The 15,157-nt window shown below is 60.6% G+C and carries 12 protein-coding genes; 6 read left to right on the forward strand and 6 right to left on the reverse strand.

Annotation, left to right across the window (positions count from 1 at the left end; all coding sequences use genetic code 11):
- The first annotated feature begins 88 nt into the window (after positions 1-88).
- Positions 89-1,003: a LysR substrate-binding domain-containing protein gene (locus H7698_RS22325; RefSeq protein ID WP_194692842.1), complete on the forward strand. Its 915-nt coding sequence runs from the start codon at positions 89-91 to the stop codon at positions 1,001-1,003.
- Between the two features lie 50 nt (positions 1,004-1,053).
- On the opposite strand, the gene hrpB is transcribed toward H7698_RS22325, so the two are convergent.
- Positions 1,054-3,573, reverse strand: coding sequence for an ATP-dependent helicase HrpB (gene hrpB, locus H7698_RS22330; protein ID WP_194692843.1), 2,520 nt, complete (start codon positions 3,571-3,573; stop codon positions 1,054-1,056).
- A gap of 110 nt (positions 3,574-3,683) precedes the next feature.
- Between hrpB and H7698_RS22335 the strand changes: the two genes are divergently transcribed.
- Both H7698_RS22335 and H7698_RS22340 read left to right on the forward strand, forming a co-directional pair.
- Positions 3,684-4,103, forward strand: coding sequence for a polyribonucleotide nucleotidyltransferase (locus tag H7698_RS22335; protein WP_194692844.1), 420 nt, complete (start codon positions 3,684-3,686; stop codon positions 4,101-4,103).
- Between the two features lie 30 nt (positions 4,104-4,133).
- Positions 4,134-5,042 carry a cation diffusion facilitator family transporter gene (locus tag H7698_RS22340; protein WP_194692845.1) on the forward strand — a complete coding sequence of 303 codons (909 nt, stop codon included), beginning with the start codon at positions 4,134-4,136 and terminating at the stop codon, positions 5,040-5,042.
- Here H7698_RS22340 and H7698_RS22345 read toward each other — a convergent pair.
- The gene (locus H7698_RS22345) at positions 5,024-6,109 is read right to left on the reverse strand and encodes a DUF6515 family protein (protein WP_194692846.1); all 1,086 of its coding nucleotides are present in this window, start codon (positions 6,107-6,109) and stop codon (positions 5,024-5,026) included. The genes H7698_RS22340 and H7698_RS22345 overlap by 19 nt on opposite strands.
- A 436-nt stretch (positions 6,110-6,545) precedes the next feature.
- Between H7698_RS22345 and H7698_RS22350 the strand changes: the two genes are divergently transcribed.
- Together H7698_RS22350 and H7698_RS22355 are read left to right on the forward strand one after the other, a co-directional pair.
- Positions 6,546-7,025 carry an Lrp/AsnC family transcriptional regulator gene (locus H7698_RS22350; protein ID WP_007937367.1) on the forward strand — a complete coding sequence of 160 codons (480 nt, stop codon included), beginning with the start codon at positions 6,546-6,548 and terminating at the stop codon, positions 7,023-7,025.
- A gap of 201 nt (positions 7,026-7,226) precedes the next feature.
- On the forward strand, positions 7,227-7,436 hold the full coding sequence (locus H7698_RS22355) for a DUF2788 domain-containing protein (protein WP_026077819.1): 210 nt from the start codon (positions 7,227-7,229) through the stop codon (positions 7,434-7,436).
- Here the strand turns inward: H7698_RS22355 and H7698_RS22360 are convergent.
- The 4 genes from H7698_RS22360 to H7698_RS22375 all read right to left on the reverse strand — a co-directional run bounded on the left by H7698_RS22360 (position 7,431) and on the right by H7698_RS22375 (position 13,915).
- Positions 7,431-8,072, reverse strand: a complete 642-nt coding sequence (locus H7698_RS22360; RefSeq protein WP_235992918.1) for a pseudouridine synthase — start codon at positions 8,070-8,072, stop codon at positions 7,431-7,433. The genes H7698_RS22355 and H7698_RS22360 overlap by 6 nt on opposite strands.
- Before the next feature lie 70 nt (positions 8,073-8,142).
- Positions 8,143-9,642 carry an AMP nucleosidase gene (gene amn, locus H7698_RS22365; protein WP_178114332.1) on the reverse strand — a complete coding sequence of 500 codons (1,500 nt, stop codon included), beginning with the start codon at positions 9,640-9,642 and terminating at the stop codon, positions 8,143-8,145.
- Positions 9,643-9,815: 173 nt separating this feature from the next.
- Entirely contained in the window at positions 9,816-11,465 is a 1,650-nt protein-coding gene (locus tag H7698_RS22370; protein WP_194692847.1) for an acyl-CoA dehydrogenase family protein, read from the reverse strand.
- A 74-nt stretch (positions 11,466-11,539) separates the two neighbouring features.
- On the reverse strand, positions 11,540-13,915 hold the full coding sequence (locus H7698_RS22375) for a hybrid sensor histidine kinase/response regulator (protein WP_194692848.1): 2,376 nt from the start codon (positions 13,913-13,915) through the stop codon (positions 11,540-11,542).
- A gap of 435 nt (positions 13,916-14,350) precedes the next feature.
- On the opposite strand from H7698_RS22375, the gene H7698_RS22380 reads away from it, so the two are divergent.
- Complete coding sequence (locus H7698_RS22380; RefSeq protein ID WP_194692849.1) at positions 14,351-15,148, forward strand: hydroxymethylpyrimidine/phosphomethylpyrimidine kinase; 798 nt, start codon at positions 14,351-14,353, stop codon at positions 15,146-15,148.
- Positions 15,149-15,157 lie beyond the last annotated feature (9 nt).

Here is a 15,157-nt window from a genome sequence, read left to right on the forward strand (position 1 = left end):
TTCAAGCAACAAAAACACCGTCGTCAGAACGGATGCAGGCGGCTCGCAATTTGCTTGGATGTCGACATCATCCACCCCGAGGTTTGCCGTGGCTGCCTACAACCTGCGTCAACTGAAATACTTCATCACCACCGTCGAGTGCGGCAGCGTCGCCGAGGCTTCGCGCAAGCTGTACATCGCCCAGCCGGCGATCTCCACGGCAATCAAAGGCCTGGAGGACAGCTTCGGTGTGCAACTGCTGATCCGGCACCACGCTCAAGGTGTGTCGCTGACGCCCAGCGGCGCGCGCTTTTATCGCAAGGCCCAGGAACTGCTGCGCATGGCCAAGGAGTTCGAACAGAACGCCCTGGCCGACAACGATGTGGTGTCCGGACAAATCGATATCGGCTGCTTTGAAACGGTCGCGCCGTTGTACTTGCCGCAGCTGATCGCCGGGTTTTCGGCGCTATACCCCGGGGTGAAGATCCGCATCCGCGACGGTGAGCAACAAGAGCTGGTGCAAGGCCTGACATCGGGCGCCTTCGACCTGGCCATCCTGTATGAACACGATCTGGACGCCACCATCGAAACCGAGCCGTTGATGCCGGCGCAACGACCCTATGCGTTACTGCCGGCGGACCATCGCTTCGCCCAGCTCAAGCAAGTGTCGCTGCGGGATTTGTGCCTGGAGCCGATGATTCTGCTGGACGTGCAACCGAGCCGGACCTACTTCGTCAGCCTGTTTGAAGAGTTGGGCCTGACCCCGCATATCGCGTTCAGCTCACCGTCGATCGAGATGGTCCGGGGCATGGTCGGGCAAGGGTTTGGTTTCTCGATCCTGGTCACGCGGCCGCACTCGGAATGCACGTATGACGGCAAGAAAGTGGTGTGCGTGGACATCGTTGAGGATGTCACGGGGTCGGGGTTGGTGGCGGCGTGGCTCAAGCGCGGGCAGTTGACCAAGCCGGCGCAGATGTTTGCCGATTATTGTCGGGAGCAGCTCACCGTGAAGGCCGGCGCCTGAACCTGGTGCTTATGATCGTTCCCATGCTCCGCGTGGGAACGATCAAAGCTTCAGGTTTTACGAGGCTTGATCCGCGCAGTAGCCTCGGCCACCAGTGGATCATCCGGCCAGTAGTGCTTCGGATACCGCCCCTTCAAATCCTTCTTCACCTCGGCATACGTGCTGCGCCAGAAGTTCGCCAGGTCCTGGGTCACTTGCACCGGACGACGCGCCGGGGACAATAAATGCAGCTTCACTACTTGGCGACCACCGGCGATACGCGGGGTGTCGGACAGGCCAAACAGTTCCTGCAACCGCACCGCCAGAATCGGCGGATGCTCGCTGTAATCCAGACGAATCGACGAGCCCGATGGCACGGACAAGTGATGGGGTGCCAGTTCGTCCAGCCGTTGCGGGAGTGGCCAGGGCAGCAGGTTATGGACGATGCTCGACAGGTCCAGATTGGCGAAGTGACTGAGGCGCGAGACCTTTCCCAGATACGGCATCAGCCAGTGTTCGAGGTTTTTATTCAACGCCCCGTCGCTGACATCCGGCCATTCACTCTCGCCTTTGCTACCCAGATCCAGTTGGCGCAGGAGCGCCACACGCGCCTGCCACTGGCGCAGCTCCGGGGTCCAGGGCAACAGCTCCAGCCCCTTGCGTCGCACCAGATTGACCAGCGCCTGACTGCGCGCGGTTTCATCCAGACCGGTCAGTGGTTCACGGCTGAGGATCAACTCCCCGACCTTGCGTTGCCGCTCGGCGCGCAGCACGCCTTCGCGCTCATCCCAATCCAGCTGATCGACCACCCGCACTTGTTCGGCCAGCACGGAATCGAACAGCGCCGGATCGAAATCCGCCGCCAGATAAATCCGCTCCTCACGCTGCCCTTGTCGACTGCCGAGGTCGGCGATCACCAGCCAGGGTTGCTTCATCAGACTGTCGGCCTCGGCAAACAACGCGGCGCGACCATTGGCCAGACGATACTCGGCGCCCCCGGCACGCCGCTGCTGGGCGACGCGGTCGGGATAGGCCAGCGCCAGCAGTGCGCCCAGCCAGCGCGGGTGATCCGGATTGCTGACCGGTTCCGACGCTTTGCCCCGCAGATAACCGCGATACTGCCGCGCCAGTTGCCGGGCACGCTGCACGCCGCCCTGAGCACCACGAGCGGCGCGTTCTTCGCCGGACAACAGCACCAGCCGACTGTGCAGATCCGCCCCGGCACCGCGCAAGATGTCCCGCTCACCGAGCAGTGCCGCGACATCGCACGCCATGTCCGCCAAGCCCAGCGCCTGGCCACGCAATAACAAATGCGCGATACGCGGATGCGCCGGCAGCTCGGCCATGGCCTGGCCGTGACGGGTCAACGCCTCACCCTCCAAGGCACCCAGGCGGCCGAGCAGGTCCTGCGCTTGTGCATAGGCTGCAGCTGGCGGTACGTCGAGCCAAACCAGTTGCGTCGGTACCACACCCCAGCGCCCGAGTTGCAAGGCCAATCCGGCAAGGTCCGCTGAAAGAATTTCCGCGCTGGCGTATGCCGCCAGCTGTTCGTGCTGATCCTGGGACCACAGGCGATAACACACACCCGGCTCCAGTCGCCCGGCCCGGCCCGCGCGTTGAGTGGCACTGGCGCGGGAGATGCGTTGAGTATCGAGGCGAGTCATGCCGCTGCCGGGATCGAAGCGCGGCACCCGTGCCAGCCCTGCATCGATCACCACGCGCACGCCGTCGATGGTCAGGCTGGTTTCGGCGATGTTGGTTGCCAGGACCACTTTGCGCTTGCCCGCAGGCGCGGGGTCAATGGCAGCGCGCTGCGCAGCCAGGTCCAGCTCACCGTGTAACGGGCAAAGCAGTACCGGCGTGTGATCACCCAGCGCGTCGATCAACTGCTGGTGCACCCGACGGATTTCCGCCTGCCCCGGCAAGAACACCAGCACACTGCCGGTTTCATCGTTCAATGCTTCGAGAATGGTTTGCACCACCCGCGGCTCGATGAATTCACCGGGCTGGAACGGCCGCCCCCAACGCATCGCCACCGGGTACATGCGGCCTTCGCTGCGCAGGATCGGTGCGTCATCGAGCAATCCGGCCAGACGCTCGCCTTCCAGAGTTGCCGACATCAACAGGATTTTCAGCGGTTGATCATCGCGGAACAGCTCCCGGCCGTTCAGGCTCAGGGCCAATGCCAGATCAGCGTCGAGGCTGCGTTCGTGGAATTCATCGAAGATCAGCAGGCCTACGCCTTCCAGTGCAGGATCGTCCTGCAGGCGCCGGGTCAGAATGCCTTCGGTGACCACTTCGATGCGGGTGTTGGGGCCTACCTTGCTGTCCAGCCGAATACGATAACCCACGGTTTCGCCGACCTTCTCGCCCAGCTCGCTGGCCAGACGCTCCGCCGCTGCCCGCGCCGCCAGACGACGCGGTTCAAGCATCAGAATGGTCTGCCCGGCCAGCCATGGCTCGTTGAGCAAGGCCAAGGGAACGCGAGTCGTCTTACCCGCGCCGGGCGGTGCTTCGAGCACAGCTTCGTGGCGTGTAGCCAGGGCTTCACGCAGGGCGGGTAAAACATCATCGATCGGTAAAGAAATCATGCTGGCTCCAAAACAGAGCGGCGAGTATAACGGCGAACTGCATCGCGTTTATCACGGTCCTAATTCATACCGACGACGCTTCGTTTCCAGATGACCCAAGGAGGTTTCCCATGCGTGTTCCCTTTCGCCTGATTGGCGGTGTTTTGGTGGCGACTCTGCTGACACAAGTCACCGCGTGCGGATCGATCTTCTACCCCGATCGCCGCGGGCAGATCGACGGCAAGATCGACCCGGCCATTGCTGTGCTCGATGCCGTCGGTTTGCTGTTCTATGTCATTCCCGGGCTGATCGCATTTGCCGTCGACTTCGCCACCGGCGCGATTTACTTCGAACCGGGCAAGACGGCCCAGGTGGCACCGGAAAAACTTCAGGAAGCCATCGGCGCTGATGGCAAGGTCGATAACCGCAAATTGCAGACTATTCTGGAAACCGAACTGGGCCGCAGCTTCCCGCTGGACGATCCACGCCTGATCCAGCACAAGGGCAGCACCCAGCAACTGGCCATGTTCGGTCTGCAACCTACCGCCTAAGAACCTGTATTGAAAGGAATCGCCGGACTCATGATCTCCAGCGCAGAACACGCCCGCCTGTTGCGGCTGGCGACCCGAGCCTCGGTGGCGGTGGCGTGCACGCTGATCGTCGCCAAAGCGATTGCCTGGTGGCTGAGTGGTTCGGTGAGCATGCTCGCCGGCCTGACCGACTCGGCACTCGACGGTGTGACGTCGTTGCTCAATCTGCTGGCGGTCCATTACGCCCTGCGCCCGGCGGATGACGATCACCGTTACGGGCATGGCAAGGCTGAATCACTGGCGGGCATGGCTCAGGCGCTGTTCATTGGCGGCAGTGCGGTGCTGATCGCCCTGCAGGCGTTTGAGCGGTTAAAAAATCCGGAGCCGGTGGGAGCGCCCTGGATCAGCATCGGAGTGATTATCTTCTCTCTGGGGCTGACCCTGGCGCTACTGACTCTTCAGCACCGGGTCGTCAAGGCGACCGGCTCCAATGCCGTGCACGCCGACTCGCTGCATTACCGCTCGGACATGCTGCTCAACGGCAGCATTCTGGTGGCACTGATACTGGCAGGATTTGGCTGGCATCAGGTGGATGCGTGGTTTGGCTTGGGCATCGCCGTCTACATACTCTGGAGCGCGATTCAGATCGCCCGGCAAAGCTTTACCGTGCTGATGGACGAAGAGCTGCCGGCGGATGTCAGCCAGCACATGCTCGAACTGGCCTGCAACGTGCCGGGCGTTCTGGGTGCGCATGACTTGCGCACGCGGGTCTCCGGCAACCAGTGGTTTGTGCAACTGCACCTGGAGTTGCCGGGGGACCTGACCCTGTCAGTCGCCCACGGCATCAGCGACCAGGCCGCCGATGCCATTCATGCCGTCTACCCCAAAGCCGAAGTGCTGGTGCACGCCGACCCGCAGGAAGTGGTACAGGCCGCCCGGGCTCAGAACGTTACCCGGTAACCGCGACTGCTCAGGCAGTTGCCCTGGGCCTGTCGGTACGCTTGCACGGCCGACGGGTCTGGCTGATAGGTGTCGGCCCGGGGATCAAAGCCGCTCTGCTCGACGGCGAATCGATAACACTCGTAGCCATCCTGATTGACCACTTCTGGTGGCTGCCCATTCGCCGGATACGCTTCCACGTCGTAACTGTTGCTGGCCGATTGCGGCAGCGGCTGGCCCGCAGGCTCGACCACGACGTAATCCTGAGTGTTCTCCTGATAGGCGTAGTACGAACCTGCCGCCAGGAACAGCAACGAACCGCCAATCCACACTTCCCGTGCGTAGTCGGGCAGGTAACTGACGCGAATGCCACGCGGTGGCTGCACCACCACATAACGCGGTCCCTGCGGGCGATACCAGTAGCCACCGGAATAAAAGTAATCCCGACCACCGTAAGGCACTCGATAATCACGGTCCGGGAAGCGGTCGATCACGTGACCTGGACGATACTGTGGTCCTGGGCCCCAACCGTTGCCGTGGCCATCCGGACGACCCGGCCAGCGATGGTCATCGGGACGTGATCCCGGACCGCCCGCCTGCCAGTGCTGGTTGTTATTGTTGCGCTGTGGAACATCCTGGTAGTAACCACGCTGCGGCTGCTGAGTCTGGCGCACGCTGTCGGGCCGGCCCTGTATCGGCAGGTCATTGGCTGGCAGCTGAGGCGGCGGAGGTGGCGATCGAACCCGGCTGTTGTAGTCGGGTTGCGGACGGTTTTGCCCGTTCTGATGCTGGCCGTTCTGTTCGAATTGACGGCTGTTGTCGCCACGAATGATCTCGTTGTTTTGCGGGCGCGGTTGATTCTGCTGCGGAGCGTTCTGCCCATGCGGCTGATTATTCTGTTGAGGATTGTTCTGCGGGCGCTGCTGGTTATTGTTGCCACCATGCCCCTGATTGTTGCCCTGACGACCATCCCCCCCGCGTTGCCCGCCATCGGGGCCGTGGTTTGGCGGGTCATCGGCCAGCGATTGCGCAGTGACACTCATACACAGCAAACCAACACCGGCCAACTGCCAGATGCGCGACTTCATGCTTTTCCTCACTGCGAGTTAGGGCTTGTACATAAGACTGGGAAAGCACAGGCCGGTTCTGCGACAGGTTATCAGTCACGCAACTTATTTATTGAGGGCCTGGCGATAAATAGCGGGCAAAAGAAAAGGGAGACCCGTCGGCCTCCCTTTGAGAACTTCGTCCGTGCTCGACGCTTTTGACGTCGGCTCACCTCACGCCGTCTTCTGGACATTGTGTAGCTCGGGGGCCGGCACATCCCCTGTGGGGGTGGCGACCGCAGCTGACCTGATTGGGCGAGCCGCACTGGACTGTTTGTCCGAGCAGTGATTCTGGTGATAAGAATAGGCTCGTGACGCCGGCAGAGGATTGCGAAGATTGCTGAATTAAACATCACTTGCGCAATTTTTAACCCTGGATAGATAATCCGCCGCAATAGTTATGACAAAGGCCTGACTGATGAGCAAACTCGACAGATACGACTTGAGCATTTTGGCGGAATTGCAGCGTGACGCGCGCATCTCCAATCAGGAGCTGGCCGAACGCATCGGCCTGTCGCCTTCGCCCTGTTCCCGTCGGGTCAAGCAACTGGAAGACGACGGCTACATCTCGCGCCAGGTCGCTTTGCTGGATCGCAAGATGCTGGGCCTGAGCCTGACCGCGTACGTGCTGATCGGCATGGATCGCCACACGCCTGAGCGGTTCGAAAACTTTGAAGCCGCGATTCGCACCTTGCCCCAGGTACTTGAATGCAGTCTGGTGACCGGGATGGATGCCGACTATCAGCTGAAGGTCGTTGTGCCGGACATGGACCACTATCAGAAATTGCTGCTGGGGCATCTGACGCGGATTGAAGGCGTGACGAGCGTGCGGTCGAGTTTTGTGTTGAATCAGGTGTTGAACAGCACTGAGTTGCCGTTGACTCATCTGCGCAGCTGATTGGTGTGTGTGTTTTCTGTGGCGAGGGGATTTATCGGAATGCCGCACCACTTCGTTCCAATGCGTAGCGCTGGCAGACAATCCTGGGGTCGCTGCGCAACCCAACGGGGATAAATCCCCTCGCCACACAATGCTCCGCCAATCCCCCTGGCGTATACTCGCCCCCGCCCTTATTAGCCCCGCCCGCGCTGGAGATGTTCGATGGATCCTGCAGTATTCGAAGAGTGGATGATGACCGGCCTGGTCTCCATCCTGATCATTTTCATGGGTTTCATCGTTTGGGATCTGGCGAAGAAGTCCAAGGCCGGACGCTTCGGCTCGATGATTCTGTTCTTCGTGCTGGGCCTGGGCGTGGCTGCGTTCATCATCAAAAGCGTCGTGATCGGCCTGATTGAATCCGGCGCCTTATAAGCGCGCGGGCACTTCCTTCCACTGGCCCTGATCGAGCCCTTCGATCGTCCAGTTACCGATCCTGACCCGCACCAGCCGCAATGTCGGCAAGCCGACGGCCGCAGTCATGCGCCGCACCTGGCGGTTGCGCCCCTCGCGGATGACCAACTCCAGCCAACTCGTCGGCACGCTTTTACGAAAGCGTACGGGCGGGTTGCGAGGCCACAATTCTGGCTCTTCAAGTAGCCGTGCCTCGGCGGGCAACGTCATGCCGTCGTTCAGTTCAACGCCATCGCGTAAACGCTGCAACTGCTCGGGGCTCGGCTCGCCTTCCACTTGCACCCAGTAGGTCTTGGCCAGTTTGTGTTTCGGATCGGCGATGCGTGCCTGAAGCTGTCCGTCGTTGGTCAGCAACAACAAGCCTTCACTGTCACGGTCCAGGCGTCCTGCCGGATAAATCCCGGGAACATCGATGTAATCCTTGAGCGTCGCGCGCCCTTCTGCGTCGCTGAATTGCGTCAGCACATCAAAAGGTTTGTTGAACAGAATCAGTTTCGGCTCGGCAGGCGGCGCTTTGGCAACCCGGCGAGGGGCTGAGGAGGATGGTGCAGGCTTCACGCCAGGGCGGTGTGAAACAGGACGAGGTGGACGGGGCATGGCGAAATGAACATCTAACGGTCAGGGCTGCTAATGCTAGTAGCCCGACCGTTAAATAACCATCGGCAAATCAGCGGAACGGCGGCTCGTCGAAGCTGCGCAGTTTGCGTGAGTGCAGCGAGTTGAGTTCGGTGCGCAACAAATCCACCGCCTCGATGCCGATCTTCAAGTGCTGACTGACTGCGCGCTCGTAGAAAGCGTTGGCCGATCCCGGCAACTTGATTTCGCTGTGCAGCGGTTTGTCCGAGACGCACAGCAACGTGCCATAGGGCACCCGCAAACGATAACCCTGGGCGGCGATGGTGCCGCTTTCCATGTCCACCGCCACGGCGCGAGACAGGTTGATCAGCGGACGCTCCTGAGCCCAGCGCAGTTCCCAGTTACGGTCGTCGTAGGTCAACACGGTGCCGGTGCGCAGACGCTTTTTCAGCTCGTCGCCCTTCTCACCGGTGATGTTCGCCGCCGCTTGCTGCAGGGCCATCTGCACTTCGGCGAGGGCGGGAATCGGGATGTTGGGCGGCACGACCCGGTCAAGAATCCCGTCGCGGCGCATATAGGCGTGAGCCAGGACGTAGTCGCCGATGGTCTGGGACTGACGCAAGCCGCCGCAGTGGCCGATCATCAACCAGCAATGCGGGCGCAGTACGGCCAGGTGATCGGTGATGTTCTTGGCGTTGGACGGGCCGACGCCGATGTTCACCAGCGTCACGCCATGGCCATCGCTGGCGATCAGGTGATAGGCCGGCATCTGGTAACGATGCCAGACAACGCCTGCGGCAATCGCCGAGGCTTCGCCGTGGTCCATGCTCTTTTCGATGATCACATTGCCCGGCAGGACCATACGTACGAAGCGCGGGTCACTGCGCAACTGTTCCAGGCCATGGACGATGAACTGGTCGACATAACGGTGGTAGTTGGTCAGCAGAATCCACGGCTGCACATGACGCCAGTCGCTGCCGGTGTAATGCACCAGGCGACGCAGGGAGAAATCCACCCGTGCCGCATCGAACAGCGCCAGGGGCAACGGATCGGTGTTTTCCCAATCGTACAAACCATCGGCAATGCCATCGGTAGCGGCGGACAGGTCGGTACTCGGGAACACGCGCGCCAGCACGGCGGCTGTCACACCGGAGCCGGCCAGCTCATCGCCCTGTTCAACGACATACGGATAAGGAATGTTCTGCTGACTGACGCCGACTTCCACGGTCACGGTAAAGTCGTGCATCAGGGGAACGAGTTGTTCCAGCAAGTACTTACGGAAGGCGGCCGGATGAGTCACGGTGACGCTGTAGGTCCCTGGCAGTTGAACCTTGGCGTAGGCGCGAGTGGTTTGCGGGACTTCGCCCTGACAGTGATAGGTCAGGCGCAGCTCAGGATAACGAAACATCGCACGCTGTTCGGCATCCGGCTCAACACGATCCTTGAGGTAACGCTTGAGCGCCTGGTTCAGCGCGGTGGTTGCACGATTGTGCAAGAGCGCAAGCCGGTCCACGGCTTGCTCGGCGGTTTGAACGACAATAAAAGCTTCGGTCACGATCAGCATCCTGTGTTCTGACTTGCAGAGCTTCATCTTGCCTGTATCGGTGCTTCACGGGAACAGTGGCCTCAACACAAATGCCAAGTCCAGCGCAGATCCATTGTGGGAGTGAGCCTGCTCGCGATAGCGGCGTGTCAGCCAACAATTGTGTTGACTGACACACCGATATCGCGAGCAGGCTCACTCCTACAATAGGTTTTTGGTGGTCAGAACCTTTGCGGAGTCGAACGCGCCACAATCGCTTCCACATCCAGACCCCGCGGTAACGCACCGTACACCCGCCCCGCCGAACCCAGGCGGCTGGCGATGAATGCGTCACTGACCGCGGCATTGCCGGCCTCCAGCAACAGCTTGGCCTGCAACCCCAACGCAATGTCCTCGGTGAGCTGCCGCGCACGGTATTGAATGTCGCCAGTGTCCTTGAACGCCGCCTGCAATTGGTTGATGTGCGCGGTCAGACGCTTGTCGCCATGGCCGTCACCCAACTCGCTGAACAGCACATCAAGCACGCCCGGTTCTTTCGACAAGGCGCGCAGCACGTCAAGGCATTGCACGTTGCCGGAGCCTTCCCACGTCGAATTCACGGGCGCCTCACGGTACAGCCGCGGCAGGATGCTTTCCTCGACATAACCCGCGCCGCCCATGCATTCGGCCGCTTCGTTGATCATCGCCGGCGCGCGTTTGCAGATCCAGTACTTGCCCACCGCGGTCACCAGTCGGGCGAATTTCGCTTCATGACCGTCGTCCAGATGGTCCAGCGCGCGCCCCATGCGCAGACTCAAGGCCAGGGCCGCTTCGCTTTCCAGGGCCAGGTCGGCCAGGACGTTCTGCATCAAGGGCTGCTCGCTGAGCAGTTTGCCACCGACACTGCGGTGAGCGCAGTGATGGCTGGCCTGGGTCAGGGCCTGACGCATCAATGAGCTGGAACCGACCATGCAATCGAAACGGGTCATGGCGACCATTTCGATAATGGTCGGCACGCCGCGCCCCTCTTCGCCGACCATCCAGGCCAGCGCCCCCCGAAACTCCACTTCGCTGGACGCGTTGGAACAATTGCCGAGCTTGTTCTTCAGGCGCTGTATGTAGAACTGGTTTCGCGTGTCGTCCGGACGATGCCGTGGCAGCAGAAAGCAGGTCAGTCCCTTGTCGGTCTGAGCCAGCGTCAGGAATGCATCACACATGGGCGCCGAGCAGAACCACTTGTGCCCCACCAGTTCATAGGCCTGGCCCGGACCGCTCGCGCCGACCGGATAAGCCTTGGTGGTGTTCGCCCGAACATCCGTGCCGCCCTGCTTCTCGGTCATGGCCATGCCAATGGTGACACCCGCCTTGTGGGCCATGCCGACGTTGCGCGGGTCATATTCGGTGGCGAGGATTTTAGGCAGCCATTGATCCGCCAGGTCCGGCTGCAGACGCATCGCCGGAACGCTGGCGAAGGTCATGGTGAGCGGGCAACCGCTGCCGGCTTCGGCCTGGCTGTGCAGATAGGTCATCGACGCGCGAGCAACGTGGGCACCGGCCTGAGGATGCGCCCAAGGCAATGAGGTCAATCCGTGTTCGACTGCTGTGCGCATCAACTCGTGATAGGCCGGGTGAAACTCCACCAGGTCGATGCGATGGCCGTAACGGTCATGACTGACAAACACCGGTTTGTTCTGATTGGCCAGAAACCCTGCTTCCATCAGCGGCCCGCCGGCCAATGCGCCATACGCGTCAATTCGCGACTCGGCCCAACCCGCGCCAAACCGCCGCGACCACTCCTGCAACGGCAGGTCGATGCGGTACAGGTTGGTACCGTCCAGCGACGGGGGCTGGTTGGTGACTTCGTGGGTTTCGGCGAACTGATGCAAGTTCATGACGGGGCTCCTTTGGGTCAGCCAAGGGGTTTAGTTAAGCACCGCCCCATGGCCGATCAAAGTGTCATATCCGCCTAACTGCCGGCGCTTTCGCCTTGTTGCGGACTGAGCACACGACGATAGAGGGCTGCTTGCAACACCTCGAATTTCACCGGTTTGCTCAGATAATCGATCAAATCGCCCGCTGGGCAGCGCTCCCGATCATTGCTCAGCGCCAGCATGAAGACGGGCAATTGCGCACAGCCTGGCAAGGACCGAATCTGGCAGCAGACAGAGATACCGTCAGAGGCAGGTAACTGACAATCCAGCAGCACCGCATCAAAAGTTTCACGCTGCAGGTAATCGATCGCTGCAGCTTCATTGTCGGCGGTACGCACCTGGAACCCGAGTTTGAGCAACATGCCGCGCATCACCAGCTGGTTGATGCTGTTGTCATCCACCACCAACACCGTGCAATCGCGAGGCAAACGCAGGCGTGGGAAATGACGGTCCTGCATTGGCGGCTCTATTTCCGGCAGTTCGAACTCGACGTCGAGCTGGAAGCGACTTCCGCGCCCTGGTTCGGAACGATGAGTGAGCCGTCCACCGAGCAATTCGACCAGTTGCCGACAAATCGCCAGCCCCACACCCAGACCGCCGTGTTCGCGCGTCATCGAGCCGTCGAGCTGGAAAAACCGCTGGTACATCGTTGCTTCGCCCAAATCGGTGAAGCCGATGCCGGTATCGATCACGGCGAACGAGAGCGCCAATCGACCCGGCTCTGCAGGTTTGCCTGTCACTCGCAGTGCCAGCCCGCCAATCCGGGTGAATTTGATCGCGTTGTCCAGCAGGCATTCCAGGCATTGGGTCAATTTGGCGCTGTCGCCGTGCAACCGGTCTGGCAATCCGGTTGCGATATCCACTTTGAAATCCAGAGACTTGCTCAACGCGTTGCCTTCGAACTGCACGCGCAGGGCTTCAACCACGCTGCGCAGGCTGAATGACGACGCAGTGGCCTTCAGTTTGCCGGCCTGCAATTCAGTCAGGGTAAGGATGCCGTTGACCATGCGCATCATGTCGCGCGCAGACCCGGCGGCTGTCTGCTGATACTGCGCCAGCTCCTGATCCATCTCGACGGTCTGCATCAACTCCAGCGAACCGATGACACCATTCATTGGCGTGCGCAGTTCATGGGTCAGGGTGGCGAGGAATTCATCCTTGAGCTGGTTGCTGTGCGCCAGTTGCTGGTTCAGTACTTCGAGCTTTTGACCGGCATCGAACAGGGTCTGTGCCTGCTGCTCGCGCATGGAATTGATGCGGTCAGCCAGGGCCAGGGACAGCAGCGCCACTTCGATGGCCGAACCGATCTGGCTGGAATACATGGTCAGGAAAACATTCGGCAGGTAACCCAGCACCATCAAGGTGTTGATGATGCCCCCGAGCAAAAAAGCCGACCAGGCGATGATGAAATAACGCGCGACGCGCAGTCCGCGGACCCAGGCGAAAATACCGGCCGCGAAAATCACCACGGTGAAGGTCAGCGCCAGCGTCGTCGCCAACCGCAGGGCCAGGGCGTAACTGGTCATCAATGAGAGCCCGACCACCACCGCCCCAAACATCACCAGTGCCAACAGCAAGCGGTCGAGCCAGCGACTGTGCACCGCCGTCTGCAGGAAGCTGCGGGCGAACTGACTGCCAAACAGGCCGGCACATCCAATGAAGAACGGTGTCGAAGCGTTGGCCCACCAGGGGTTGTTCGGCCAGAAGTACTGTACCGCCGCACCGTTCACCGACAGCTGATACAGGCCGAACGAGGCGATGTAGAAAATGTAATAGAGGTAGCTGGTGTCGCGCACGCTGAGATAGATGAACAGGTTGTAGACCAGCATCCCGAGCAATACGCCATAGATCAACCCAAGCACATAAAGGCGCAAAGGCTGTTCTTCGAGGAACGCAGTGCTCGACCACAACGTGACAGGGGCCTGAATGGAGCCTTCACTTTGCAGACGCAGGTACAGGGTTTGCACTTGGTCCGGGGTGAAGTTCAGATCAAACAAATAGTTGTTCTGGCGAATTTCGCGACTGTCGAACGGTAATGCGTCACCCGTCTGTCGGGCCAACTGGTAGGTGCCGGCAGCATCGGGCAAGTACAGATCAAGGTGATCGAGAGGTGGATAGGCCAGTTCGAGTAACCAGGTCCGTTGCGCAGCCGGATCATGCGGACGGTAATGCAGGTCGATTTTGAGCCAGAACACCGAACGCGAATAACCGGCGTTCAAGGTGTCTTTATCGTGGGGTTTGAAGTTCCCGGCCGCCGCTTGCGCACGTACGTCGGCAATGGTCGCCTGACCACTCGGGTCTTCGAACACTTGCAAGGCGCGACCCAATGGCAGGCTTTGGGTGGACTCGTCGAACTCGACTGCGCTCGCCAAAAGGGGCAAGCAAAGCAGCAACATCAGCAAATAGCGCATTTAAGCCCCAGCGTGGCCGCTCCGGTTATCCAAGGAAGCCCCTCATTCCTTTTGAGTAGACGTAAAACCGGTATTACCTGTTATTGGTTTGGATCCACTCTAGCATGGCGTTGATGGCCTTTGAACACCATTGTAAAAATTCGTACAACGGCTCTAGCACGGGCGTTTCAGCGAAAAACATCGAAAAATACCTGTTTGCCAGGCCATACGCCCTGGCCCCCTGTAGCAGCTGGCGAAGCCTGCGTTCGACTACGCAGCAGTCGAAATACCGCCCTCCACAGTGTTTCGGTTAGATCGCGGGTGACGTATAGGCAACTGCTACGCAGTCGAACGCAGGCTTCGCCAGCTGCTCCAGGACGGTGGTTGACGCAGGTGTCGTCTGGAGCAAATGGACCTTCATGACTGATGGGTCGACTGGTGGTAAGCTCGCGCACCATGAATATCTTCAGCTCTCGCCCCGTTGTCCTCTGTCTCTCCGGCCACGACCCCAGTGGTGGCGCCGGCTTGCAGGCAGATATCGAAGCCTTGCTCGCGCAGGGTTGTCATGCGGCTCCGGCCGTCACCGCCCTGACCGTGCAAAACACGGTCAACGTCACTGACTTCCGCGTCCTCGACCGCGAGTGGGTGTTGGCCCAGGCCAATGCCGTGCTCGACGATTCCGAAGTCGCCGCCGTTAAACTGGGCATGCTCGGTTCTCTGGAAATGGTCGACACCGTCGTCGAACTGCTTCAGGCGCACCCGCATTTGCCGATGGTCTGTGACCCGGTGCTGCGCGCAGGTGGCGGAGGACGACTGGGCAAGGATGAAGTCGGTTACGCCATGCGCGAGCGCTTGCTGCCGCTGGCAATCATTGCCACCCCTAACCTTCCCGAAGCCCGCATCCTCGCCGAACTGCCGGAAGGCACTGCAGACGAGTGCGCTGAAAAACTCCTGCCGTTCGTCAAACACCTGTTGATCACTGGCGGTCACGGCGATGAACAGGACATCCACAACCGTCTGTACAGCCGCGACGGGCTTCGCAAGACGTTTACCTGCCAGCGCCTGCCCGGTAGCTACCACGGTTCGGGCTGCACATTGGCGAGCACACTGGCCGGTCGTCTGGCCCTGGGTGAAAACCTCGTCAGCGCTGTGCAGACCGCGCTTAACTACACGTGGCGCACCCTGCGCGATGCAGAGCAGTTGGGTAAAGGGCAGTTCGTACCGCGGCGTCTACCGCTGGATTTCTGCTCGTAACTTCCTATT

The organism is Pseudomonas sp. p50(2008) (assembly GCF_015351605.1).
Taxonomy (GTDB): domain Bacteria; phylum Pseudomonadota; class Gammaproteobacteria; order Pseudomonadales; family Pseudomonadaceae; genus Aquipseudomonas.

Excerpts from the sequence above, each read along its gene's own strand:
- H7698_RS22345 (WP_194692846.1), bottom strand. The coding sequence starts at position 6,109 with ATGAAGTCGCGCATCTGGCAGTTGGCCGGTGTTGGTTTGCTGTGTATG.
- H7698_RS22380 (WP_194692849.1), top strand. The coding sequence starts at position 14,351 with ATGAATATCTTCAGCTCTCGCCCCGTTGTCCTCTGTCTCTCCGGCCAC.
- H7698_RS22335 (WP_194692844.1), top strand. The coding sequence starts at position 3,684 with ATGCGTGTTCCCTTTCGCCTGATTGGCGGTGTTTTGGTGGCGACTCTG.
- H7698_RS22355 (WP_026077819.1), top strand. The coding sequence starts at position 7,227 with ATGGATCCTGCAGTATTCGAAGAGTGGATGATGACCGGCCTGGTCTCC.
- H7698_RS22360 (WP_235992918.1), bottom strand. The coding sequence starts at position 8,072 with ATGCCCCGTCCACCTCGTCCTGTTTCACACCGCCCTGGCGTGAAGCCT.
- H7698_RS22350 (WP_007937367.1), top strand. The coding sequence starts at position 6,546 with ATGAGCAAACTCGACAGATACGACTTGAGCATTTTGGCGGAATTGCAG.
- H7698_RS22340 (WP_194692845.1), top strand. The coding sequence starts at position 4,134 with ATGATCTCCAGCGCAGAACACGCCCGCCTGTTGCGGCTGGCGACCCGA.
- amn (WP_178114332.1), bottom strand. The coding sequence starts at position 9,642 with ATGAAGCTCTGCAAGTCAGAACACAGGATGCTGATCGTGACCGAAGCT.
- hrpB (WP_194692843.1), bottom strand. The coding sequence starts at position 3,573 with ATGATTTCTTTACCGATCGATGATGTTTTACCCGCCCTGCGTGAAGCC.
- H7698_RS22375 (WP_194692848.1), bottom strand. The coding sequence starts at position 13,915 with ATGCGCTATTTGCTGATGTTGCTGCTTTGCTTGCCCCTTTTGGCGAGC.
- H7698_RS22370 (WP_194692847.1), bottom strand. The coding sequence starts at position 11,465 with ATGAACTTGCATCAGTTCGCCGAAACCCACGAAGTCACCAACCAGCCC.